Raw genomic sequence first — 22,365 nt, forward strand, 5'->3', positions numbered from 1 at the left:
TTCACGTCCTTCCAGAAAAACGGTCCGCCCACCATGGGGCCGGATCGACGGGTTTTCCATCCTTGCGGAACTCGACATAGAGCTCCGGCGTGGCATTTCCATTCTTCGAAACCGAGGTGCTTGCCACCCGGGCTTCTCCCATCGCGCCGACCGGCTCTCCTGCAAGCACCGACTGGCCAGTCGCGACGCTGATTCTGCTCATCCCAGCCAAGACGACATGATAACCGTCGCCGGCATTGAGGATCAAGAGTTGACCGTAGGAGCGAAACGGCCCCGCATAAAGCACATTCCCATCCGCCGGCGCGGTGACGATGGCTCCCGATTGTGTCGCAACCATGTCCCCAAGCATCAAGGCGCCGTTACCGTCGTCGGCGCCAAACCTGCGTTTGATGCGACCGGTGACCGGCAGGGCGACCTGTCCTTGCAGCGCCGAGAAAGGCGCCGCGGCGGTCAACCTGTTGCCTTCGGGAACCGGCAGCGATGCCGTCTGGTCGCCGCCGGGCTCGGTGCCGCCGGCCTGGCCAGCGGCGGCTGTCTTCGCGGCGTCCGCGGCCCTGCGGTTCTTGTCCGCCTGCGCTTCGAGCGAGGCGATCAGATCCTTCAGGCTACTGGCTTTGGCCGCCAATTGCTCGGAACGCTGCTGTTCGGCCGCCATCTGCGCCTTCGTGACGGTCTCGAGCTTCTGCTTGGCTTCGAGCAGCATGCCGAGCCGCTTCTTTTCCGCCGTCTGATCGCCGACCGCCGCCGTCAGCCGCGCCCGTTCGGCCTCGATCGAAGCCGTCACCCGGGTCTGCTCCTTGAGATCGGCCAGCAGGCTGTCGGTCTGCTGGCGCAGTTCCGGCACCACGGCGCCGAGCAGGATGGCGCTGCGCACCGACGACAGCGCATCTTCCGGCTTCACCAGGATCGCCGGCGGCGGGTTGAGCCCCATGCGCTGCAGGGCACCCAGCACTTCGGCCAGCACGTCGCGTCGCGCCGCCAGCGAAGCGCGAATCTTCTGCTGCTGGCCCTTCAGCCCTTCCAGCTTGGCGCCGATGTCCTCGATGTCCTGGCCGAGCTTCTGCTCGGTCATCGCCGACTGGATGAGTGCCGCCGTGATCGAGGCGTGGTCCTTCTTGACCGTTGCGATATCGGCGGCGAGCTTGGCCAGCCGTTCGGACGACAGCGTTATTTCCTTCGAAACCTGCTCGTATTCGGCACGGCTCTGGTCCGGATCGGGCGCCATATCGAGCGTATTTTCGGCCCGCACCGCATGCAGCGACAGAAGCGCCGCCGCGGCGGCGATACCGCAGCGCACGCGCCAGGAGCCCCCCGTCGATGAGCCCGTCGTCGATTTCCAGCCTTCAGACATTCGCGATCGATTCTATCCGCGCCTTCGTTAACGAATCATCAACCATGTTAGCGCCTGTCGCCCAAAGGGTTCGCAATAACGCAATGCAACGGAAAAACAGGCCCACGTCGAATCTTGCGCGGCATTTGGGGCCAAATTCGGTGCGATCCGGCGGCTTTCAGGATCGGTGATAGGGATGACCCGACAGGATCGTCGCTACCCTGTAGAGTTGTTCACCCAGCATCACCCGCACCAGCTGATGCGGCCAGGTGAGCGCCCCGAACGACATCACCAGCTCGGCCTGGCCGCGCAGCGACGGATCATGGCCGTCGGGGCCACCGATGGCGAGGACCAGCGCCTTGCGCCCGCCGTCGCGCAACTGTCCGAGACGGCCGGCGAAATCCTGTGAAGACAGGCTCTTGCCTCGCTCATCGAGCAGGATGAGGGCCGTGCCTGGCTGCAGCTGTGCCTGCAGCCGCGAACCTTCGTCGCGCTGGCGCTCGGTGGCGCTCTGCGCGCGGCCCTCGGCGATCTCGGTGATCCCGGCGAATTCGAGCCCCACGCCGGGGCCGCTCTTGGCGAAGCGCTCGAAATAGCGGTCGGCCAACTCCCGCTCGGGGCCGGCTTTCATTCGGCCCACGGCATGAACTGAAATCTTCATCCTCGCCTCTATAGCCGCTAATGCATGTCACCCGACAGAGGGAACCGGTTTACGGCAACGACATGCATCGAACACAATCGGCTTAGTGGAGGGTCTCTTCCTCGAGATCCGGCGCCTGCCACATCTTTTCGAGATTGTAGAATTCGCGGACTTCGGGACGGAAGACATGGACGATGATATCGCCAGAATCGATCAGGACCCAGTCGGCGCCGGACAGTCCCTCGACGCGCGCGGTGCCGAGACCGGCATCCTTGAGCGCCTTGAGGAGATGATCGGCGACAGCCGCGACATGACGGTGCGATCGGCCCGACGCAACGACCATGTAGTCGCCGAGGCTCGATTTCCCCTGAATGTCGATTGAGACAATGTTTTCGGCCTTGGAGTCTTCCAGACTGGCAAGGACTGTCTTGATGGCACGGGACACGGCGTCGTCTACGCTGATCCTGGCCGGCGAAGGCACGATGTCGGCCTTCTTCCGCAGTGCTGTTCTCAGTGTATTTCCTTTCGCAGCAAGAACAACCAAATCACCCCTTAAAGCAGGTGACACCACTTAGATAGGCAGAGTTCCGTTGCAGTTTCAAGACGGAGCCCCGATCGACGCGAACTCGCCGACTGGAATGTTGTTCCACGCGAGACGCAAAAACATCGGAACCCAGCCCTTCCGCAGCGATTACCGGCTGACCGACCAACCGGAACCCCGCCATGCCGATCGACCCACAAAACACCTTTCTCACCGTCCAGACCGGGCTCGCGCAGCTGAGTACGCTGATCGTCTCCTATTCCTTTTCCGCCCTCGGCGCCGTCATCCTCCTGGTGGTCGGCTACAGCGTTGCCAACCTTGCCGAGCGCTCGATCTCGGCTGGCCTCGGCCATATCCATGGTTTCGACGCGACTCTGCGGCATTTCTTTTCGAAGATCGCGCGCTACGCCATTCTGATCCTCGTCGTCATCATGGTGCTAGGCCAGTTCGGCGTGCAGACGGCATCGATCATCGCCGCGATCTGCGCCATCGGCCTCGCCATCGGTCTGGCCCTGCAAGGCACGCTGCAGAACATCGCCGCCGGCATCATGCTGCTTGCTCTGCGGCCATTCCGCATTGGCGAATCCGTTGAGGTCGGTTCCATTGCCGGTTCGGTCGAGGAAATCGGCCTATTCGCCACCAAGCTCAGAACCGCCGACGGCATCTACATATTGGCGCCCAATTCGACGCTGTGGAATCAGCCGGTGCGCAATTTCACCCGCAACGGCGTGCGCCGCACTGACATCACACTCAGCATCGGCTCCTGGAACGACATGGACGGCGCCCAGAAGACATTGCTTGCCATTGCCGGTGCCGAGAAGCGCATCCGCCGCGAACCGGCGCCGATCGCCTTCGTGGCCGGGCTCGGCGATACGACCGTTTCGCTCACCTTGCGCTACTGGACCGCGGCGGCGGACCATTTCGCCACCGACATGACGAAACGCGCCAAGCAGGCCTTCGACAGCGAGGGCATCTCGATCCCGCAGCCGCCTCCGGAGGCACCGCCACCCGAGGCCCGCAAGCAGTAATCAGTCGCCCCTGTGGCGGACCGCTTCGTCCGGCGCGAAGGCGAGTTCGACCGGCAAGGGCGCATGCGCCGACATCGGCGCGAAACTGCCCGTGGCGGCCGCCGGAACGCGGCCAGCCGCGATCACCCGCCACAGCACGAAAAGGCAGAATACCGAGGCGATGACGATGCCGACATAGATGAAGGTTGCCGTGCCGAAGACGGCGGAAAGCGCCGTGACGATGCCTGGCACGATGAAGCCGGCGAGCGACCAGGCAAACAGCATCGAGCTCGACAGCGCCAGCAGTTCATCCTTCCTGGCGCGGTCGGCGGCATGTGCGCTGGAGAGCGCATAGATCGATTCCGCCGCCCCGTCCCAGATCAGGTAGATCACCACCAGAGCCATCAGCGCACCGCCGTCGAAGGCGATGGCGAGCACGCTGGCAACGACCGCCAGCGCCGCGGCGCCGGCAAGCACGTAGCGCCGATCAGTACGGTCGGAGAGCCAGCCGAGCGGTATCTGCAGGATCAGCGTGCCGACCGGCATTGCCGACAGCAGCAGCGCGACATCGGCTTCGCTGTAGCCCTTGGCCGTGGCGTGGATGGGCGCGAAGCCGGAAATGATCATCGACAGGCCGCCGACCGCCAGCATGCCGGCGACGCCGACCGGCGAAATCCGCCAGGCTTGGCGCAACGCCACCGAAGCAGCCTGCGGCGCCGGCGGCTGGGCAAGGCGTGTCATGCCGACAGGCAGGATCGACAGAGCGGTAAAGGCGATGCCGATCAGCGACGCGGCGGCCGTGTGAATGTCGATCACGGCAAGCGTCGCATAACCAACGCCAAGACCGGCAATGTAGGCGACATAGAACACAGCCATCACCCGGCCGCGGACGGCGTTCGGCAGTGCATCGTTGAGCCAACTCTGCGCGACGATGAACAGGCCGCATATCGCAAAGCCGTAAAGTGCGCGCGCCACGATCCACAGCAGCGGGTGCGGGCCGGCGCCGATGGCGGCATTGGACAGCGCGATCAGCGCCGACAACACCATGAAGGCACGTGCGTGGCCGCCCCTGCGCACCAGCGGGCCGGTCAGGATACAGCCGGCGAGGCCGCCGGCCGACAGGCCGGTGACGATCAGCCCTGCCCAGACTGGATCGAATCCCTCGATGCCGAGCCGGACGGGGATATAGGCGAACATCAGCCCGTTGCCGATAGCAATCAGCGCCATCGACACGATGACACTGGCAATCGCGATCAGCGGCGCAGGCGTGTTGCCCTGGTCGGGGCCGATCGTGGGATGGGTTTGCTTCTGAATCGCCATGGCTGATCAGCATCGCCCATGGGTCAGGCGGACGCCGCTGTAAAAACGACATGGCCGGATGGACGAGACGCTCAACCCTTCGTCATTTGCCGAATGGCGCTCGACGACAGCGAGGAACGCGGCCCGTGAATGAAGGTCCAGGCCGGCGCCTTCATCCGCGCCAGCCTTGGCGCGTCGCCTTCGTCGATGCGGGCGTAATCGAAGGTCTTGGCGACAACCGACGACAGAAAGGACAGCGTGGCGCCCGGTCGGTCGATGACCGCGATCGGAAAGGTCATGACGATCTCGCGCCAGCGCTGCCAGCGATGGAAGTCCCGCAGGGAATCGGCCCCCATGATCCAGACGAAGTCGACGCCGGGATTGCGCGCCTTGACCAGCGCCAGCGTGTCGGCGGTGTAGCGCACATTGTGTGCCGCCTCGAAGGCTGTGACCTTGATCTTCGGGTTCTTGGCGACCTTCTCGGAAAACGCGATGCGCTCGCCCAGCGGCGCCAGCTCGCGTGTGCTCTTCAGCGGATTGCCTGGGGTCACCATCCACCAAAGCTGGTCCAGCCCCAGACGCCGCAAAGCGATTTCGGCGACCAATGCGTGGCCGGCATGAGGCGGGTTGAACGAACCGCCGAACAGGCCGACGGCAAGGCCCTTCTCGGCATGCGGCATTTTCAGATAAGCGGAGGATATTGCCGGTTCAGAAGACGCCAGCATCGCCTCAGGCTCTAGCAACGAAAGACGTCAAGGCCTCACCTGTCCCGACCCGCGCACGCGGTATTTGAACGAGGTCAATTGCTCGACGCCGACGGGCCCGCGCGCGTGCATCTTGCCGGTGGCGATGCCGATTTCGGCACCCATGCCGAACTCGCCGCCATCGGCGAACTGCGTCGAGGCATTGTGCAGCAGGATCGCCGAATCGATCTCGTTGAAGAAGCGCTCAACGGTGTTGGCATTCTCGGCGACGATCGCCTCCGTGTGATGCGAGGAGAAAGTTTCGATATGCTCGATCGCGCCACCGATGCCGTCGACCAGCTTCACCGCGATGATGGCGTCGAGATATTCGGTCACCCAGTCGGCATCGGTCGCCGGCTTGGCGTCGAAAAACATTTTCATCACTTCGGCATCGGCATGGATCTCGCAGCCGGCGGCGCGAAGCGCGTCGAGGATCGGCATCAGATGGGTGGCGGCGACCGCACGGTCGACCAGCAGCGTTTCGGCGGCACCGCAGACGCCGGTGCGCCGCATCTTGGCGTTGACGGCGACCCGCACCGCCATGTCGAGCTCGGCGGAGCGGTCGATATAGAGATGGCAGATGCCTTCGAGATGGGCGAAGACCGGCACCCGTGCCTCGCCCTGCACCCGTCCGACAAGGCTTTTGCCGCCGCGCGGGATGATCACGTCGAGCGTGCCGCCAAGGCCCTTGAGCATCTCGCCGACCGCGGCGCGATCGGTGGTCGGCACCAGCTGGATGGCATCCTCAGGCATACCGGCCGCCTTCAGTCCTTCGACAAGGCACGCATGGATCGCCGAGGAGGAATTGAGCGAATCCGAGCCGCCGCGCAGGATCACCGGATTGCCAGCCTTGAGGCAGAGCGCGCCGGCATCCGCCGTCACGTTCGGCCGGCTTTCATAGATCACGCCGACGACACCGAGCGGCGTGCGCACGCGCTCTATGTGCAGACCGTTCGGCCGCTCCCACGCGGCGATGACATCACCGACTGGATCGGGCAGGGCAGCGATTTCGCGAATGCCGTCCGCCATCGCGCGGATGCGTGCCGGATCGAGCTTCAGCCGATCCATGAAGGAGCCGGAAAGTCCGGATTCGTGGCCATTCGAGACATCGATGGCGTTGGCGTCGAGAATGTCCCGCTCGCGGGAAATGATCGCGTCGGCCATAGCGACAAGCGCGGCGTTCTTGCCGGCGGCGGTGGCGATGGCCAGCGGTCGGGCGGCAGCGCGAGCGCGGCGGCCGATATCGGCCATCAGCGCCACGGTGTCGTCCCCGGATTTTTCATGCAGCTTCAGCATGGCTCATCCTCCGCCTGTGTCGTCGCCGGCGTGACTTACGACGAGATCGTCGCGGTGGATCATCGCCGAACGCGCCTCGTAACCGAGCACGGTCTCGATCTCGCCCGTCTTCAGGCCTGCGATCCTTACGGCATCGGTGGCATCGTAGGCAACCAGCCCGCGCGCGATCTCGCGGCCCTCGGGCGACAGGATCGCCACCGTGTCGCCGCGGGAGAAATTGCCGCTGACCAGCTTGACCCCGGCCGGCAGCAGCGACTTGCCCGAAATTAGCGCGCCGATGGCGCCGGCATCGACGGTCAGCCGCCCGGCCGGTTCGAGCTGGCCGGCGATCCAGGTCTTGTAGCCCTTCACCGGATTGGCGCTGGGCTTGAAGAATGTCGCGCGCTCGCCGCGCTCGATCGCCATCAGCGGCGACAGCCTTGTGCCGGAGGTGATGATCATCGCCGTGCCCGCCGCGGTGGCGATCTTGCCCGCATCGAGCTTGGTACGCATGCCGCCGCGCGACAGCTCGGACGCGGCGGCTCCGGCCATCGCTTCGATGTCTGATGTGATGCGCTCGACCACCGGAATGAACTTCGCACCGGGGTCCAATGCTGGCGGCGCGGTGTAGAGCCCGTCAATGTCGGAGAGCAGCACCAAAAGGTCCGCGCCCATCATGGTGGCGACACGGGCCGCCAGCCGGTCATTGTCGCCATAGCGGATTTCGGAGGTCGCCACCGTGTCGTTCTCGTTGATGACCGGCACCGCCTTCATCTTGAGCAACGTCGATATGGTGGCCCGCGCGTTGAGATAACGCCGGCGCTCCTCGGTATCGCCAAGCGTCAAAAGGATCTGGCCCGATTTCAAGGCACCCTTGCCGAGCGCGTCCGACCATGCGCCGGCGAGCGCGATCTGGCCGACGGCGGCGGCGGCCTGGCTCTCCTCGAGCTTCAGGGCGCGCTTGCCAAGGCCAAGGATGGTGCGGCCGAGCGCGATGGCGCCCGACGACACGACGAGGATTTCGGCTCCTCCCTGGGCAAGCACCGCGATGTCGTCGGCGAGCGAGGCCAGCCAGTCGCGCTTCAGGCCGCTCGCGCGGTCGACGAGCAACGCCGAGCCGATCTTGACGGTGATGCGCCGGTATTTCCTGAGCGGCTGCATGACCTTACTTTTCCCAGCGCGTCTCGACCACGGGTGTGGTCTGCGCGCGCGCCTCCGCGATGACAGCCATCAACGCCCGCTGCACCGCCTCGACGCCTTCGCCGGTGACCGCCGACAGCAGCATCGGCGCGCGGCCGGCGGCACGCTTCAGCGAGGCGACTTTCTTCTTGCGCGCGTCTGCGTCGAGCGTGTCCACCTGGCTCAGCGCCAGGATCTCGGCCTTATCGGTCAAGCCATGGCCGTAGGCGTCGAGCTCGGCCCGCACGGTCTTGTAGGCCTTGCCCGGATTCTCCTCCTGCGCCGAAACCAGGTGCAAAAGCACGCGCGTGCGCTCGACATGGCCGAGGAAGCGGTCGCCGATGCCGACGCCCTCATGCGCGCCTTCGATCAGACCTGGAATGTCGGCGATGACGAATTCGCGCGCATCGATGCGGGCGACACCGAGGCCCGGATGCAGGGTCGTGAACGGATAGTCCGCGATCTTCGGCTTGGCCGCGGTGACCGCGGCCAGGAATGTCGACTTGCCGGCATTCGGCAGCCCGACCAGCCCGGCATCGGCGATCAGCTTCAGCCTGAGCCAGATATTGAGTTCTTCGCCGGGAAGGCCGGGATTGGCGCGTCGCGGCGCCTGGTTGGTCGAGGTCTTGAAATGCTGGTTGCCGAAGCCGCCATTGCCGCCCTTGGCCAGGAGAAAGCGCTGGCCGACGACGGTGAGGTCGCAGATCAGCGTCTCATTGTCCTCTTCGAAGACCTGCGTTCCGGCCGGCACTTTCAGCGTGACATCGGCGCCCTTGGCGCCGGTCATGTTGCGGCCCATGCCGTGGACTCCGGTCTTGGCCTTGAAATGCTGCTGGTAGCGATAGTCGATCAGCGTGTTCAGCCCGTCGACCGCTTCCAGCCAGACATCGCCGCCGCGGCCGCCATCGCCGCCATCCGGCCCACCGAACTCGATGAACTTCTCGCGCCGGAACGACACCGAACCGGCGCCCCCGTCACCGGAGCGGACATAGACCTTGGCTTGATCGAGAAATTTCATGGGACTGCGGTTTCTTTTATTGGCCTTGCGGCATTGCTCTAAACCTTGGGCCTTGCTCTAAACCAAGGCGCGGCGAAGGGCGAGGCCGTTTTGTGACGATGGCCGCGCGGGGTTGGCCGGAGAGACGTCGGAATGAAGCTTGTAACCTACAACATCCAGTACGGCATCGGTCTCGATGGACGCTACGATGTCGGGCGCATCGCCGACGCGGTGCGCGGCGCCGACGTCATCGCGCTGCAGGAGGTCACCCGCAACAATCCCCGGAACGGCAGCCGCGACATGGTGGCCGAGATCGGCGAGGCGCTGCCCGATTATTTCGCCGTCTATGGCAGCAATTTCGAGGCCAATATCGGCTCGGGCATCGAGGACGGCCGCGCCATCACCACGACCTTCCAGCTCGGCAACATGGTCTTGTCGAAAACGCCCATTCATCTGTCGCGCAACCTGTTGTTGCCGCGCAGCCGCAGCTTCGAGATGATGAACTTCCAGCGCGGCGCGCTGGAAGCCCTGATCGAGACGCCGCTTGGGTTCATCCGCTTCTATTCCATCCATCTCGATCACCGCAGCCCGATCGAACGCGCCAGCCAGATCCAGTTCCTGCGCCGGCGCCTGTTGAACTACGCGCTCGAAGGCGGCGCGCTGTCCGGCGTTGCCGAGATCGGCCTGCCGGAACTGCCGCATCCGGAAGCCTTTGTCGGCATGGGCGATTTCAACATGCTGGCTGGCTCGCCCGAATATGTCGAACTTGCCGGCCGGCCCGACCATGAATTCGGCATGCCGCTGACCGCCGATTTCGCCGTCGATGCCGCCCTGCGCCTCGATGTCGCTGGCGACGATCTCGTCTCTTGGGTCGATCCCAAGGACCCCACCAACGCCAGCCGCCACAAGCGCATCGACTACGTCTTCACCAGCGCATCGCTTGCTCGGTCGCTGAAGCGCCTGTGGGTCGACAGGCAGTCAGTCGGTTCCGACCACCGGCCGGTCTGGGTCGAACTGGGCTAAGCCCAAGTCTGCTCCCCAGCTGATTTTGTCCTGTTCCGCCCCATGTGCCAAGAGTGCCGAGATTCAGGTCAGGCCGGCCTCACCTGAATATCGACGCACCTAGAAGTGGATCCAATTGCGCAGGCTCGTCCAGGTTTTCCTGTCGAGCCGATAACGCTCGACGGGCACCTGGCCGGCAACGATCGAATTCAGCATGCCCTGGCCGGCATATTGGAAACCGCATTTGTGGATGACGCGGCGTGAAGCCGGATTGATGACCCTCGTCGAGGCCTGCAGCACCTGGATCGACGTCTTCTGGAAGGCGAGGTCGACCAGTGCGTGCGCTGCCTCCGTCGCGTAGCCCTTCTTCCAGTGGGGCTCGCCGATCCAGTAGCCGAGCTCAAGGCCGCGATCGGTGGTGTTCAGCCCGGCGCAGCCGACGAAAGTGTCGGTGCCTGCCAGCGTCAGCGCATAGGCGATGCCGGCGCGCCGCGCCTTGGTCATGGCGAGGAAAGCACGTCCCTCGGCCTCCCCATAGGGGTGCGGCATGCGCGCCAGCATCTCGGCAACGTGACGGTTGTCGGCAAGCTCGACCAGTTGCGCGATATCCCGCTCATCGGGAGCGCGCATCACCAGCCGCTCGGTGACCAGCACCGGGCAATCTATCGCGTAACTTTCGTCTTCTGAGTCTTCCGCTTCGGCAACCATTTGAAGTCCTCCAGGCACAAGAAAAAGGGGAGATGGAAACCCATCTCCCCTGATCCTTTTCCTGGTTTTGCCAGACACCGGTCCCGAGATGGGCGCCGGTGTTTCTAGTGCGGAACCGGCTACTCCGCGGCTTTGGTAATCGGGTTGACCGATACGTAGGTTCGGCCGTTGGCTTTTTTGTTGAACGTCACGGCGCCGGTTTCGAGCGCGAAAAGGGTGTGGTCCGTGCCCATGCCGACATTGACGCCGGGATGCCAGGTGGTGCCGCGTTGACGAATGATGATGTTGCCCGGGATGACGGCTTCGCCGCCGAACTTTTTCACGCCCAGACGCTTGGAATGCGAGTCGCGACCGTTGCGCGACGAGCCGCCAGCTTTCTTGTGTGCCATCTAACTAACTCCGATGCGCCCATGGGCGCTTGAATGGTCTTATGAACGCGTTCGCGTTCCGTTTCAAGTCCGATCCGGCGACGTTTCGCGCCGGTTCGCCTTACTTCTTAGCCAGTTCCTTGGCCTGCTCGCGCCAGTCCTTGATCTGGTCGGTGCTGAACGGCATGTTCTCGTCGATCTTGGCAACGTCCTTCTCGGTCAGCTTGGCGAGCTGCGCGAAGGTGATGATGCCCTGCTCGGCGAGATCCTTGGCGGCGACCGGGCCGATGCCCTTGATCACGGTCAGGTCGTCCGGTTCCCCCTTCGGCGCCTTGAACAGCGGCGCGGCGACGGCCTCGGCCTTCGCGTCTTCCTTGGGGGCGGCGTCCTTCTTGGCCTTGGCTTCCTTCGGCGCCGCCTCGGGAGCGACCTCAGCCTTGGCTTCCGCCTTGACGGCCGCCTTCTTGGCGGGCTTGGCGCCACCCAGCAGGATCTCGGAGATCCGCACGGTGGTCAAAAGCTGGCGATGGCCGATCTTGCGGCGCGAATTCTGGCGGCGACGCTTCTTGAAAGCGATGACCGTGCGGTTCTTGCCCTGCTCCACGACTTCGGCGGTCACCAGGGCGCCATCGACGAACGGCGCGCCGAACGTGACATTCTCGCCCTCGCCATGGGCGAGCACGTGGCCGATCTCGACGATGTCGCCGACATTGGCTTCGACTTTTTCGATCTTCAGGAGATCGTTGGCGGCAACGCGATACTGCTTACCGCCCGTTTTAATGACTGCGAACATTTTTTGCCTTTCGCTGTTCGGTCGGCCTTGATGAACCGCCTCTAGCGGTTCGGCCGTCTTTTTGTCAGTCTGCGGGTTCAAAAAACAAGCGGCGTGGAAGAACCCTCCACGCCGATTGCGCGCTGTCCCTAACCGAAGGTTGCGTGGGAGTCAAGGCAGACAGCCGCGCGGAACTGTTATTGGCGGCCAAGCACGGGCCGGGTCGAGAAGACCGCACGACGCTCCCGTCGCCAGCAGCGCGAGGATGCGGGACGGCGGGAAATCCGCACCGGCCCCGCCGCAAGCACCGCTGTGAATCCGCGGCTTTTCCGGGAAGCCAAATAACTCACGGATTTGGCCTTGTAACCTGCCCGTTCAGCCGTTATCTAGTGCGCCGCGCCGGCAACGGCCGACCATGACCGCGGAGAGGTGGCAGAGTGGTCGAATGCACCGCACTCGAAATGCGGCATGGGTGCAAGCCCATCGGGGGTTCGAATCCCTCCCTCTCCGCCATTCCCCCAAGTTAAAAATGCCGCCGGCATCGGCTCACGCCAATTCGCTGGCTTGTCCCCGATTGGAGACAGGCGCTGGCATGCGTGCGGCGGGACGCGACCGGCTGTCGCGGATCGGAAAATAAGAAGCGATGCCGAGGAACCAAAGCATGTCCCTCAAGTTCGATATCCGTTTCCACGGAGATCGAGTTCAGCATGCAAGGTCGAGGGCCAATCAAGGCAGCACTTCGAGCACAGGCCGATGAGGTTCGCCTCCACATCGGCATTCTGCAGCAGGAGCTGACCACCAACCGCAAAAGCGTGGGAGGCACATTGCGGTTGGGGTACGAGATAAAGTCCAGGAAAGTTCTGCTCGCGCGTCTGGAAAGGGTATTGGCGCAGTACTCGCCGGGCTGCCTTGAGAACGTCCCGACGCTGGGGCGCTCCGAGAAAGGCCCGCGATCGCAAGGCTCCCATTGCAACCTCTGACGCTTCAGCCATTCGAGACAATGCCCAACCAATACGGATGGTCAGGGCCTGATGGCTCCCGCCAGACAACCGTGCTGCACGGCAGCCTTCGCCGACGCGCTCGCGGGAACCTGCGTTACCGTGGAAAGTTCCTGCTGATGGCAAATCACCCCATTACCGGCGCCCTCACCTCGATCGGCACGTGGACCTCCCGTCCGGCAGCATTCCTGGTTCTGCTGGCCTATGCGATCTTCTGGATCGTTTTCGATCGGCAAAGCTTGAACTGGCATGGCGCGGCCACACTCCTCACCTGGGCCATGACGCTCTTCATTCAGCGGGCTGAACATCGCGATACCCAGGCCATTCATGCCAAGTTGGACGAAATGCTGAGATCAAACAATTCTGCTTCGACCATCACCCGCATCGACGATGAAGAGCCCGAGGACATCGAAAAACATCGCGATCGCAAGCAGCAGGGCGACTGACATGCGCGCTACCGGTTTCGTGGCGTTGCTGAGAGGCGCGAAGCCAACGCGGTTGGGCCGAAAGTTCAGCCCGCTGCTCAAGACACTAAGCTATGTGGCCGTTGCGGTTGTCGCCGGTCTGGTCACGTTGGCGGCCATAAACCTGACCCCTGAACCGCGCGTTTTGCGGACGATCGTCGCGCATCGTTTCGACGCATCGGACCCCCAGTTCGCCAGGTCGATGAGCAGCTACTCGCTGGGACAGATGTCAAACGCGAACGCGGTGCAGACCCTTGTGAACGGCGACGAGATTTTTCCTTCGATGCTCCAGGCGATCGGCGCGGCCCGGTCCACCATCGATTTTGAGACCTATATATATTGGTCTGGGGACGTCGGAAATGAATTCGCACAAGCCTTGGCGGCCAAGGCGCGGCAAGGTGTCGAGGTCCGGGTGCTTGTCGACTGGGTCGGCAGTCTGCCTTTCGATGAAGATCTCATCCACATCATGACAGGAGCCGGCGTGAGGTTCCAACGCTACCGGCCGATCCATTGGTATACGTTGGACCGTGTGAACAACCGGACCCATCGCAAACTGCTCATCGTCGACGGACGGGTGGCTTTTACGGGTGGCGTCGGCATCGCCGACAATTGGCGCGGAGACGCCCGCAATCCGGATGAATGGCGCGATACGCACTATCGGATCGAAGGGACCGCCGTGCCTGCTTTCCAGGCGGCTTTTGCCGAAAATTGGTTGGAGACGACCGGTGAGGCATTGCAAGGTCAAAAGTTCTACCCTCCGCCCGAACCCGCGGGGTCGCTCGGCGCCCAGCTGATACTTTCTTCGCAGCCAAATGGCTCGGAGAACATGGAATTGATGATGCTGGCCGCGATAGCCGCCGCCAAGGATCACCTGCGGATCGGAATGGCCTATTTCGTCCCCGACGACATCGCCCTCCAGCAGATTCTGGACGCCAGGAAGCGAGACGTGTCTGTCGATGTGATCGTTCCGAACGCGCTGACGGACGTGCCATTGGTTCGGAAGGGCTCGCGCTATTTCTGGGGCGACTTGCTTAGGGCCGGTGTGCATATCTACGAGTTTCAGCCCACCATGTATCATCCCAAGCTGCTGATCGTTGACGACGTCTGGACGAGCTTTGGTTCCACCAATCTGGACGAACGCTCCTTGCGGCTGAACGATGAAGCCAGTCTGAACGTCTACGGCAGGGATTTCGCAAACACGCAGATCGACCTGTTCAACCAGGACCTTGGGAGATCCCGGCGGATCACCCTGGCTGAATGGGAAGCGCGTCCCCTGCGGGAAAAAATTTCGGACTGGCTGGCCAGCAGGCTGCGCTCCCAACTTTGATAACCTAGCCTATACTGCTCGTTGGATCAGCCAGATCAGCCCTCGCCGTCAAGCTTTCAACCAGCCTGTTGCGCCGCGATCGCGGCCAGAAAAATCGCGCCAAACTCCTTGAGCTTCGCCCCTCCCACGCCATTCACTTCGGCAAACGCATCGAGGTCGCGCGGGCGGCGGGCGGCCATGTCGATGAGCGTGCGGTCGGAAAACACCACATAGGCCGGCACCTGGCGCTCCTTGGCGAGCCGCAGCCGCAGCGACTTGAGCGCCGCCAGCAGCGAAGCATCGACGCCCTCGGCTTCCGCGGCGGCGCCTTCCCCGGGACGCTTCCTGCCCCGCACGAAAGGATCCCGCGCCTCGACGCGATACTGGAATGCAATCTCGCCACGGCCGAGCGCGCGGCCGCTTTCGGAGATGGCGAGACCGCCATGGCCCTCGGGATCCGGCATGAGGAACCCGCCGGCCACCAGTTGCCGGATCAGCGACAGCCACACTGTTTTCCTGTGCGCGGCGCCGGCGCCAAAACTGCTGAGTGTTTGATGAGCTCTCGCCAGCACCTTCTCGGTCTCGTGGCCAAGCAGGATATCGGTGACATGGGACGCGCCGAAGCGCTCACCGCTCTCTGCAATTGCCGCGAGGATCTTCCGTGCTTCGGTACTGCCATCGGCGCGCGGCGCCTGATCGAGGCAGTTGTCGCAATTGCCGCAGGCTTGAGCCTCTTCGCCGAAATAACCGAGCAGCACCTGGCGGCGGCATTGCGCGGTCTCGCAATAGCCGATCAGCGTGTCCAACCGGCGGTGCGACCGCCTCTTGTGCTCTGACGAGGCATCCTCGTCGTCGATGAACAGCCGGCGCATGCGGATGTCGCCAAGGCCGTAAAGCATATGCGCCTCGGCCTCGCGTCCGTCGCGGCCGGCTCGGCCGATTTCCTGATAGTAGGCTTCCAAGCTGCCCGGCATATCGGTGTGGAAGACATAGGCGACGTCAGGCTTGTCGATGCCCATGCCGAACGCGATGGTCGCCACCATGACGACGCCGGACAAGGTCATGAAGGCGTTTTGATTGGCTTCACGCGCCTCCTTGTTCATGCCGGCGTGATAGGCGAGCGCGGTGACGCCGTTGCGCTTCAGAAAGGCCGCCATCTCTTCGGTTTTCTTGCGCGACAAGCAATAGATGATGCCGCTCTTGCCCGCATGGCGCTCGATGAAGCCGAGCAGCTGGCGCTTGCTGTCCTGCTTGGGCGCGATGGCCAGCTTGATGTTGGGCCGGTCGAAACCCAGCACCAGCGTTTCGACCTGCTCGGCGAACAGGCGGGCGGCGATGTCGGTGCGCGTACTCTCATCGGCCGTCGCCGTCACCGCGACGATCGGCACATTGGCAAAGATACCGCGCAACCGGGAGAGATCCTCATACTCGGGCCGGAACGCCGGACCCCATTGCGAGATGCAATGCGCCTCGTCGATGGCGATCAAGCTGACGTGGAGCCTGGAGAGGGCGTCCAGCATGCGCTCGGTCATCAGCCGCTCCGGCGCCAGATAGAGCAGCCGCGTCTGGCCAGATGCCACACGGCGCCAGGCGGCGACGTTGGCCTCGCGGTCGAGCGAGGAATTGATCGTATCGGCCGCCACGCCGGCAAGCCGCAGCGCCGCGACCTGGTCCTGCATCAGAGCCACCAGCGGCGAGACGACGAGAGTGAGCCCGCCCAAAACCAGCGCCGGAACCTGGTAGCAGAGCGATTTGCCCGCGCCCGTCGGCATGACGGCCAGCACATGCCGCCCGGCCAGCAGCGCATCCATCACGTCGGCCTGGCCGGGACGAAAATCGTCGAAGCCGAACACGTCCTTCAGGACGCGCCGCTTGGAATCGCCGGCCAGCATGCTCGCCGCCTGTGCCGGCATCAGGCGGCCACCTGGCGGCAAGCGATATTTCGCGTACGGGAGAGATCGGGGAAGATGGTCAAGGGCAACTCCTTGTGAGGCATTGGAGTAGCCCACCGCTCATCCCATCACAACCGCCCTTTCAATGCCCTCGGCAACACTGCCGGCGCCGCCTTCCCCAGCGGCAAACGCACCCCTGATGGATTCCGCCGCGTTGCGATGTAAGCTTGCCTTCGCCGACACGCCAGGAGGGGCGCGATGCTGCAGGTGAGACAGGATTTGCTGGACGAACGGTTCCGGCTGCAGCGCGCCGCCTTCAAGGCACAACCATTTCCCGACCTTGGCGTCCGCAAGGATCGGCTGAGGCGCCTGCTGGCGCTGACCGAGCGGCACGAGACTGAAATCTGCGCGGCGATCGACGCCGACTTCGGCGGCCGCTCGGCGCATGAAACCCGCCTGGCCGAACTGTTCGTCGTGCGCGCAGGCATTCGCCATGCGCTCGCCCATGTCGGCGGCTGGATGCGGGAGCGCCGGATTGCCACCACCTTGCCGTTCCTGCCAGGCAGGAACCGCCTCGTGCCGCAGCCGCTCGGGGTCGTCGGCATCGTGTCGCCCTGGAACTATCCCTTCCAGCTCGCCGTCGCGCCGGTTACGGCAGCGCTTGCCGCCGGCAACCGCGTGCTGGTCAAGCCGTCCGAACTGACGCCGGCCTTCTCTGGGTTGCTGGCCAAGCTGGCCGGCGAACATTTCGCTCCGGACGAACTCAGCGTCATTTCCGGTGATGCCGATACGGGGAAGGCCTTCGTCTCGATGCCGTTCGATCATCTGCTGTTCACCGGTTCGACCGCGGTCGGCCGCCAGGTCGCGATCGCCGCCGCCGCCAACCTGACCCCCGTCACACTCGAACTCGGCGGCAAGTCGCCGGCGATCCTCGATCCCTCCTGCGATCTCGACACTGCGGTCGCCAGCGTCGCCTATGGCAAGTTGTTGAATGCCGGGCAGACCTGCATCGCGCCGGACTATTTGCTGGTGCCGAAGGGACAAGCCGGTACGGTCGCCGCGAAGCTCGCCATCGCCATGGCGCGGCTCTACCCCTCGCTGCGCGACAACCCCGACTATACCGCCATCATCAGCGACCGGCATTACCAGCGCCTGCGCGCCATGGTCGCGGAAGCCCGCGAGGCCGGCGCCGACGTCACCGAAATAAATCCGGCCGGCGAAGCGTTCGGCGCCACGAGCCGGAAGCTCCTGCCGACCCTGGTCAGCAACGCCGGCCCCGATCTGCGGCTGATGCGCGAGGAGATTTTCGGCCCGGTGCTGCCGATCGTCGAATACGCCACGGTCGACGATGCGATCGGCCATGTGAACCGGGCCGACCGGCCGCTGGCGCTCTACTGGTTCGGCAACGACAGCGGCAACCGCCAGCGCATCCTGCGTGAGACGGTCGCCGGTGGCGTCACCATCAACGACTGCATGCTGCATCTGGTGCAGGAGAACCAGCCCTTTGGCGGCGTCGGCGCCAGCGGCATGGGCGCCTATCACGGCGAATGGGGTTTCCGCACCTTCAGCAAGGAGAAACCGGTGTTCCTGCAGTCGCGCTTGAGCGCGGGGAGCCTTCTGCGGCCGCCCTATGGCAAGACGTTCGAACGGCTTTTCGGCCTGCTCAGGCGCATCACCTGACGTTCATTAAGTCTATCTTCACCATGATGCGGTAGCTTTCGCACCTGCGGTGATGTTTGGAGTACCGCGGGCTCCGTTGGCGCCCAGGCAACAAACCCGCGCTTCCTTGGAGGCGCGGGTTTTTTCGTTGGCCGAGAAATCGTCGGCGACGCGGTCAGGCGAGGAAATCGGCGCGGTGCGGCGTAAAACTGTCGACCAGCCGCCCCGCCTCGAGCGCCTTGACGCCGTGCACCAGGCCGGACGGCACGATGAAGCTGCCGCCGGTCTCGACGATTTCGGTCCGGCCGTCGATGGTCACCTCAAAGCGGCCTTCGGCGACATAGCTCGCCTGCACATGCGGATGCGAATGCAGGGCGCCGACACCACCCTTATCGAAACCGAATTCGACCATCATCAGTTCGTCGGTGGAGAGGAGAACCCGCCGGCGATTGCCGTCCGGGGTCGGGGTCCAGGCACCCTGGCCGGCATGCGCGAACATCTTCGGCTCGGTCATTGTCTTCTCCTCATCGCGCAAGCCATCCCCCGTCCACCGGCACCACCGCGCCATGCATATAGTTCGAGGCCGGCGCCAGCAGGAAGACGGCGGCATCGCCAATGTCTCCGGGCTCGCCCCAGCGGCCGGCGGGAATGCGCCCAAGGATGGCCGCGCTGCGGTCGGGATCGGCGCGCAGCGCCTGTGTGTTGTTGGTGTCGATATAGCCCGGCGCTATGCCGTTGACGTTGATGCCCTTCGCCCCCCACTCGCAGGCGAGCAGCCTAGTGAGGCCGAGCACGCCATGCTTGGAGGCCGTGTAGGACGCGACGCGGATGCCGCCCTGGAAACTCAGCACCGAGGCGATGTTGACGATCTTGCCCTGGCGTCCACCGGCAAGGACGCGCCGCGCAAAGGACTGACACAGCAGGAAGACGGACTTCAAATTGACGTCGATCACGTCGTCCCAGTCGGCTTCGCCGAGATCGACGGCATCGGCTCGCCGGATGATGCCGGCATTGTTGACCAGCCCGTCGATCGGACCGTTTTGGTCCCAGACGCGGTCCAGCATCGGTCCGACTGCTGCCGTGTCGGCAAGATCGATGCTCATCGCCTCGAATTGGCCGCCCACCGCGCCGACCTTGCTCACGGTGTCGTCCATCGACGAGCGGCCGACGCCGATCACGGCGCCACCGGCGCGCGCGATCGAGACCGCGATGCCTTGGCCGATGCCGGTGTTGGCGCCGGTCACCAGGATGCGCTTGCCGGCCAGGCTGAAGGCTGTGAGGTCGCTCACCGCAGCATGTCCATCGCCACCGGATCGAGATCGGTGTAGTCGACATTGTCGCCGGCCATCGCCCAGATAAAGGCATAGTTGGAGGTGCCGGCGCCAGAGTGGATCGACCAGCCCGGCGACAGCACCGCCTCCTCGTTGCGCATGACGATGTGGCGTGTCTCGTCCGGCTCGCCCATGAAGTGGAAGACGCGCGCCGCCTCGGGCAGGTCGAAATAGAGGTAGGCCTCCATGCGCCGGTCATGCACATGGCACGGCATGGTGTTCCAGATGGAGCCCGGCGCCAGCTGGGTCATGCCGACGACGAGCTGGCAGGTTTTTGTTCCCCCGGCATGGATGAACTGGAAGATCGAGCGCTCGTTGCAGGCCTCCTTGCTGCCGAGATCGAGGCGCTTGGCGTCATCGAGGCGGATCAGCCGGCTCGGATGAGCCTGATGCGCCGGCGCGCTGAGCAGATAGAACTTGGCGGGGTCGTTCTTATCGGCGGAAGCGAAGGAAACCGTGTCAGCGCCCATGCCGAGATAGAGCATGTCGCGCGCCCGCAGGTCGAAGGACTGGCCGCCGGCTTCGATCGTGCCGGCGCCGCCGATGTTGGCGGCGATCAATTCGCGCCGGTCGAGAAACCCGTTGGTGCCGGTCGGCTTGATCGCTTCCAATGGCAATGCCGTTCCCACGGGCATGGCGCCGCCGACGATCATGCGGTCGTAGTGCGTGTAGGTCAGGCTGATGCGGCCGGGCTGGAAGAGGTCCTCGATATGGAAATTATGGCGCAGCTCGTCCGTTCCCATGGCGGCGGCGGCCGCCGGGTCGATGGCGAAGCGCGATGTATAGTCGATGTGGTTCTGGCTCATCTCTGTCCTGGCTTTCGGTGGATCATTCGCCCGCGGCCGCCTTGACCGAACTGGCGTAATAGGCCTGTCGCGCCTGCAGGCGCGCGCGATAACGCTGCTGGCTGGCGCCGAGATGGGCGCGCATCGCCTCGCGCGCGGCTTCGGCATCGCCGGCCGTGATCGCGTTCAGGATCACCAGATGCTCGCGCTGTAGCCCGCGCTGGTAGCTGTCGGACTGCGCCAGTTCGGTCGACCAGGGCGAGGTCACGTCGCATGGAATGGCGCGCCGGCCGAGCACGTCGAGCATCTCGACATAGAACGGGTTGTTGGTGGCGCTGGCGATGGCGCGATGGAAGGCCAGGTCGGCCGGGCCGGTCGGCTGGCTGCCGAGCAGCAGCCGCTCGAACTCGAAGAAGGCTTCCTGGATCGCCGCCTCCTGCGCGGCGTTGCGGCGGATGGCGGCGAGCCCAGCCGATTCGATCTCGATCGCCAGCCGCACCTCGAGCACGTTGAGCGCGACCGAATCCTTGGCTCCCATGTCGGCGGCCAGCGCCCCGAACATGGTCGAAATATGCTCGGTGACGAACACCCCGGCGCCCTGCCGCGGCTCGACCAGACCGTCGGCGGCAAGCTTGGCCAGCGCCTCGCGGATGACTGTGCGGCTGACGCCGAAGGTTTCGGTCAGCTGGCCCTCGGTCGGCAGCTTGTGGCCGGGCAGGATCTCGCCCGCCTGCAGCTGCTTGCGGATCGCCCCCATGACGGTTTCCGACAGCTTGGGTTTTCTCTCGACCCTGAGGTCGTTTGCGGTATCGGACACCTCGGTGACCTCCTNGTGACAAGCATCAGCACGGCGAAGGCGGCGCCGTAGAATGGCCAGATCGAGCGCATCGCGGTCCAGATCGGAATGCGGCCGATCGCGCAGCTGACGAATAGAACCGCGCCGACCGGTGGCGTGCAAAGCCCGATGCCGAGATTGAGGATGAGGATGACGCCGAAATGCACGGGATCGACGCCATAGGCCATGACCACCGGCAGGAAGATCGGTGTCGTGATGATGATCAGCGGCGACATGTCCATGAAGGTGCCGAGGATGAGCAGGACGACGTTGATCAGCAGCAGGATCACCAGCTTGTTGTCGGACACCGACTGCAGAAAGGCGACCAGCGCCGCCGGCACCCTGAGATAGGCGAGCAGCCAGCCGAAGGCCGCCGCGCAGCCGATGATCATCAGCACCATGGCCGTGGTGCGCACCGAGGCCGTCGTCGCCGCGACGAAATCGCCCCAGCTCATCGAGCGGTAGATGATCAGCGTCACCAGGAACGCGTAGACGATGGCAATGCAGGAGCTCTCGGTCGCGGTGAAGACACCGGACCTGACGCCGCCGAAGATGATGGCGATCAGGATGAGCCCGGGAATGGCGGCGACAAGGAGCTGCAAGGCCCGGCCGAAGCCGGCGAAGGGCTCCGTCGGATATCCCCGGCGGCTGGCGACCCAATAGGCCGTTATCATCAGCGACAGCGCCAGCAGCAGACCCGGTAGCACGCCAGCCGTGAACAGGTCGGCGATCGAGATACGGCCGCCGGCGGAGATCGAATAGATGATCATGTTGTGGGACGGTGGAATGAGAAGGGCGATGATGGCCCCGACAGAGGTGATGTTGACGGCATAGTCGATGCCGTAGCCGCGCGCCTTCATCTGCGGAATCATCAGCCCGCCGACCGCCGACGCATCCGCCACGGCCGAGCCGGAGATGCCACCGAACATGGTCGATGCGGCGATGTTGACCTGCCCCAGACCGCCGCGCAAATGACCGACCAGGGAGCCTGCCAGCGCGACCAGCCGAGCGGCGATACCACCGCGCACCATCAGGTCGCCGGCGAAGATGAAGAACGGGATGGCCATCAGCGAAAACACGGCGACGCCGGAATTGAGCCGCTGGAACACGACGACCGGCGGCAGGCCAAGCGTGAGGATCGTGGCGAAGCTGGCGACGCCGAGACAGAAGGCGATCGGCGTGCCGATGACCAGCAGGAACACGAAGGTGCCGAACAGGACGATCAGGGCCATGG

The 22,365-nt window shown here is 64.3% G+C and carries 21 protein-coding genes, 1 tRNA gene and 1 pseudogene; 6 read left to right on the forward strand and 17 right to left on the reverse strand.

Annotation, left to right across the window (positions count from 1 at the left end; translation table 11 throughout):
• Position 1 precedes the first annotated feature (1 nt).
• The 3 genes from X742_RS158175 to rsfS all read right to left on the reverse strand — a co-directional run bounded on the left by X742_RS158175 (position 2) and on the right by rsfS (position 2,451).
• A complete protein-coding gene (locus X742_RS158175; protein ID WP_023771735.1) occupies positions 2-1,351 on the reverse strand; it encodes a murein hydrolase activator EnvC in 1,350 nt (449 codons plus the stop codon).
• Positions 1,352-1,508: 157 nt separating this feature from the next.
• Positions 1,509-1,991: a 23S rRNA (pseudouridine(1915)-N(3))-methyltransferase RlmH gene (rlmH, locus tag X742_RS158170; RefSeq protein ID WP_023771736.1), complete on the reverse strand. Its 483-nt coding sequence runs from the start codon at positions 1,989-1,991 to the stop codon at positions 1,509-1,511.
• Positions 1,992-2,073: 82 nt separating this feature from the next.
• Positions 2,074-2,451 carry a ribosome silencing factor gene (gene rsfS / locus X742_RS158165; RefSeq protein ID WP_015315198.1) on the reverse strand — a complete coding sequence of 126 codons (378 nt, stop codon included), beginning with the start codon at positions 2,449-2,451 and terminating at the stop codon, positions 2,074-2,076.
• A 242-nt stretch (positions 2,452-2,693) separates the two neighbouring features.
• Between rsfS and X742_RS158160 the strand changes: the two genes are divergently transcribed.
• Positions 2,694-3,539 carry a mechanosensitive ion channel domain-containing protein gene (locus X742_RS158160; protein ID WP_023771737.1) on the forward strand — a complete coding sequence of 282 codons (846 nt, stop codon included), beginning with the start codon at positions 2,694-2,696 and terminating at the stop codon, positions 3,537-3,539.
• On the opposite strand, the gene X742_RS158155 is transcribed toward X742_RS158160, so the two are convergent.
• The 5 genes from X742_RS158155 to obgE form a co-directional block, all read right to left on the reverse strand.
• Positions 3,540-4,838, reverse strand: a complete 1,299-nt coding sequence (locus tag X742_RS158155) for an MFS transporter (RefSeq protein ID WP_023771738.1) — start codon at positions 4,836-4,838, stop codon at positions 3,540-3,542.
• Positions 4,839-4,909: 71 nt separating this feature from the next.
• On the reverse strand, positions 4,910-5,542 hold the full coding sequence (locus X742_RS158150; RefSeq protein ID WP_023771739.1) for a nicotinate-nucleotide adenylyltransferase: 633 nt from the start codon (positions 5,540-5,542) through the stop codon (positions 4,910-4,912).
• A gap of 27 nt (positions 5,543-5,569) precedes the next feature.
• Complete coding sequence (locus X742_RS158145; RefSeq protein WP_023771740.1) at positions 5,570-6,856, reverse strand: glutamate-5-semialdehyde dehydrogenase; 1,287 nt, start codon at positions 6,854-6,856, stop codon at positions 5,570-5,572.
• A gap of 3 nt (positions 6,857-6,859) precedes the next feature.
• On the reverse strand, positions 6,860-7,996 hold the full coding sequence (gene proB, locus X742_RS158140) for a glutamate 5-kinase (protein ID WP_023771741.1): 1,137 nt from the start codon (positions 7,994-7,996) through the stop codon (positions 6,860-6,862).
• A 4-nt stretch (positions 7,997-8,000) separates the two neighbouring features.
• Positions 8,001-9,032 carry a GTPase ObgE gene (gene obgE / locus X742_RS158135; protein ID WP_023771742.1) on the reverse strand — a complete coding sequence of 344 codons (1,032 nt, stop codon included), beginning with the start codon at positions 9,030-9,032 and terminating at the stop codon, positions 8,001-8,003.
• A 132-nt stretch (positions 9,033-9,164) separates the two neighbouring features.
• On the opposite strand from obgE, the gene X742_RS158130 reads away from it, so the two are divergent.
• Entirely contained in the window at positions 9,165-10,034 is an 870-nt protein-coding gene (locus X742_RS158130; protein ID WP_023771743.1) for an endonuclease/exonuclease/phosphatase family protein, read from the forward strand.
• Between the two features lie 99 nt (positions 10,035-10,133).
• Here the strand turns inward: X742_RS158130 and X742_RS158125 are convergent, their stop codons facing one another.
• The 3 genes from X742_RS158125 to X742_RS158115 form a co-directional block, all read right to left on the reverse strand.
• Positions 10,134-10,721 carry a GNAT family protein gene (locus X742_RS158125; RefSeq protein ID WP_023771744.1) on the reverse strand — a complete coding sequence of 196 codons (588 nt, stop codon included), beginning with the start codon at positions 10,719-10,721 and terminating at the stop codon, positions 10,134-10,136.
• Between the two features lie 119 nt (positions 10,722-10,840).
• Complete coding sequence (gene rpmA / locus X742_RS158120) at positions 10,841-11,110, reverse strand: 50S ribosomal protein L27 (RefSeq protein WP_015315190.1); 270 nt, start codon at positions 11,108-11,110, stop codon at positions 10,841-10,843.
• Positions 11,111-11,210: 100 nt separating this feature from the next.
• Entirely contained in the window at positions 11,211-11,882 is a 672-nt protein-coding gene (locus tag X742_RS158115; protein WP_023771745.1) for a 50S ribosomal protein L21, read from the reverse strand.
• Positions 11,883-12,284: 402 nt separating this feature from the next.
• On the opposite strand from X742_RS158115, the gene X742_RS158110 reads away from it, so the two are divergent.
• The 3 genes from X742_RS158110 to X742_RS158095 all read left to right on the forward strand — a co-directional run bounded on the left by X742_RS158110 (position 12,285) and on the right by X742_RS158095 (position 14,650).
• Positions 12,285-12,374: transfer RNA gene (locus X742_RS158110), tRNA-Ser, on the forward strand.
• A 487-nt stretch (positions 12,375-12,861) separates the two neighbouring features.
• Positions 12,862-13,305 carry a low affinity iron permease family protein gene (locus X742_RS158100; RefSeq protein ID WP_348524172.1) on the forward strand — a complete coding sequence of 148 codons (444 nt, stop codon included), beginning with the start codon at positions 12,862-12,864 and terminating at the stop codon, positions 13,303-13,305.
• Between the two features lies 1 nt (position 13,306).
• Positions 13,307-14,650 (forward strand): phospholipase D-like domain-containing protein, encoded by a 1,344-nt coding sequence (locus X742_RS158095; RefSeq protein WP_023771748.1) that lies wholly within the window; start codon positions 13,307-13,309, stop codon positions 14,648-14,650.
• Positions 14,651-14,706: 56 nt separating this feature from the next.
• Here the strand turns inward: X742_RS158095 and recQ are convergent, their stop codons facing one another.
• Complete coding sequence (recQ, locus tag X742_RS158090; RefSeq protein ID WP_023771749.1) at positions 14,707-16,542, reverse strand: DNA helicase RecQ; 1,836 nt, start codon at positions 16,540-16,542, stop codon at positions 14,707-14,709.
• Between the two features lie 237 nt (positions 16,543-16,779).
• Between recQ and X742_RS158085 the strand changes: the two genes are divergently transcribed.
• Positions 16,780-18,201, forward strand: coding sequence for a coniferyl aldehyde dehydrogenase (locus tag X742_RS158085; protein ID WP_023771750.1), 1,422 nt, complete (start codon positions 16,780-16,782; stop codon positions 18,199-18,201).
• Positions 18,202-18,355: 154 nt separating this feature from the next.
• Here the strand turns inward: X742_RS158085 and X742_RS158080 are convergent, their stop codons facing one another.
• The 5 genes and pseudogenes from X742_RS158080 to X742_RS158060 all read right to left on the reverse strand — a co-directional run.
• Positions 18,356-18,694 (reverse strand): cupin domain-containing protein, encoded by a 339-nt coding sequence (locus X742_RS158080; protein ID WP_023771751.1) that lies wholly within the window; start codon positions 18,692-18,694, stop codon positions 18,356-18,358.
• 10 nt (positions 18,695-18,704) lie between these two features.
• Entirely contained in the window at positions 18,705-19,469 is a 765-nt protein-coding gene (gene kduD, locus X742_RS158075) for a 2-dehydro-3-deoxy-D-gluconate 5-dehydrogenase KduD (RefSeq protein ID WP_023771752.1), read from the reverse strand.
• On the reverse strand, positions 19,466-20,317 hold the full coding sequence (gene kduI, locus X742_RS158070; protein WP_023771753.1) for a 5-dehydro-4-deoxy-D-glucuronate isomerase: 852 nt from the start codon (positions 20,315-20,317) through the stop codon (positions 19,466-19,468). Before kduI ends, kduD begins: the two co-directional genes overlap by 4 nt.
• A 22-nt stretch (positions 20,318-20,339) precedes the next feature.
• Complete coding sequence (locus X742_RS158065; RefSeq protein ID WP_245273870.1) at positions 20,340-21,053, reverse strand: FadR/GntR family transcriptional regulator; 714 nt, start codon at positions 21,051-21,053, stop codon at positions 20,340-20,342.
• 75 nt (positions 21,054-21,128) lie between these two features.
• A pseudogene (locus X742_RS158060) lies at positions 21,129-22,363 on the reverse strand (TRAP transporter large permease); the annotation flags it as partial.
• Positions 22,364-22,365: the final 2 nt, after the last annotated feature.

Source organism: Mesorhizobium sp. LNHC229A00, from assembly GCF_000502415.1.
In the GTDB taxonomy this organism is placed as follows: domain Bacteria; phylum Pseudomonadota; class Alphaproteobacteria; order Rhizobiales; family Rhizobiaceae; genus Mesorhizobium.

Excerpts from the sequence above, each read along its gene's own strand:
- X742_RS158175 (WP_023771735.1), bottom strand. The coding sequence starts at position 1,351 with ATGTCTGAAGGCTGGAAATCGACGACGGGCTCATCGACGGGGGGCTCC.
- rlmH (WP_023771736.1), bottom strand. The coding sequence starts at position 1,991 with ATGAAGATTTCAGTTCATGCCGTGGGCCGAATGAAAGCCGGCCCCGAG.
- X742_RS158160 (WP_023771737.1), top strand. The coding sequence starts at position 2,694 with ATGCCGATCGACCCACAAAACACCTTTCTCACCGTCCAGACCGGGCTC.
- X742_RS158155 (WP_023771738.1), bottom strand. The coding sequence starts at position 4,838 with ATGGCGATTCAGAAGCAAACCCATCCCACGATCGGCCCCGACCAGGGC.
- X742_RS158150 (WP_023771739.1), bottom strand. The coding sequence starts at position 5,542 with ATGCTGGCGTCTTCTGAACCGGCAATATCCTCCGCTTATCTGAAAATG.
- X742_RS158145 (WP_023771740.1), bottom strand. The coding sequence starts at position 6,856 with ATGCTGAAGCTGCATGAAAAATCCGGGGACGACACCGTGGCGCTGATG.
- proB (WP_023771741.1), bottom strand. The coding sequence starts at position 7,996 with ATGCAGCCGCTCAGGAAATACCGGCGCATCACCGTCAAGATCGGCTCG.
- obgE (WP_023771742.1), bottom strand. The coding sequence starts at position 9,032 with ATGAAATTTCTCGATCAAGCCAAGGTCTATGTCCGCTCCGGTGACGGG.
- X742_RS158130 (WP_023771743.1), top strand. The coding sequence starts at position 9,165 with ATGAAGCTTGTAACCTACAACATCCAGTACGGCATCGGTCTCGATGGA.
- X742_RS158125 (WP_023771744.1), bottom strand. The coding sequence starts at position 10,721 with ATGGTTGCCGAAGCGGAAGACTCAGAAGACGAAAGTTACGCGATAGAT.
- rpmA (WP_015315190.1), bottom strand. The coding sequence starts at position 11,110 with ATGGCACACAAGAAAGCTGGCGGCTCGTCGCGCAACGGTCGCGACTCG.
- X742_RS158115 (WP_023771745.1), bottom strand. The coding sequence starts at position 11,882 with ATGTTCGCAGTCATTAAAACGGGCGGTAAGCAGTATCGCGTTGCCGCC.
- X742_RS158100 (WP_348524172.1), top strand. The coding sequence starts at position 12,862 with ATGCCCAACCAATACGGATGGTCAGGGCCTGATGGCTCCCGCCAGACA.
- X742_RS158095 (WP_023771748.1), top strand. The coding sequence starts at position 13,307 with ATGCGCGCTACCGGTTTCGTGGCGTTGCTGAGAGGCGCGAAGCCAACG.
- recQ (WP_023771749.1), bottom strand. The coding sequence starts at position 16,542 with ATGCCGGCACAGGCGGCGAGCATGCTGGCCGGCGATTCCAAGCGGCGC.
- X742_RS158085 (WP_023771750.1), top strand. The coding sequence starts at position 16,780 with ATGCTGCAGGTGAGACAGGATTTGCTGGACGAACGGTTCCGGCTGCAG.
- X742_RS158080 (WP_023771751.1), bottom strand. The coding sequence starts at position 18,694 with ATGACCGAGCCGAAGATGTTCGCGCATGCCGGCCAGGGTGCCTGGACC.
- kduI (WP_023771753.1), bottom strand. The coding sequence starts at position 20,317 with ATGAGCCAGAACCACATCGACTATACATCGCGCTTCGCCATCGACCCG.
- X742_RS158065 (WP_245273870.1), bottom strand. The coding sequence starts at position 21,053 with ATGGGGGCGATCCGCAAGCAGCTGCAGGCGGGCGAGATCCTGCCCGGC.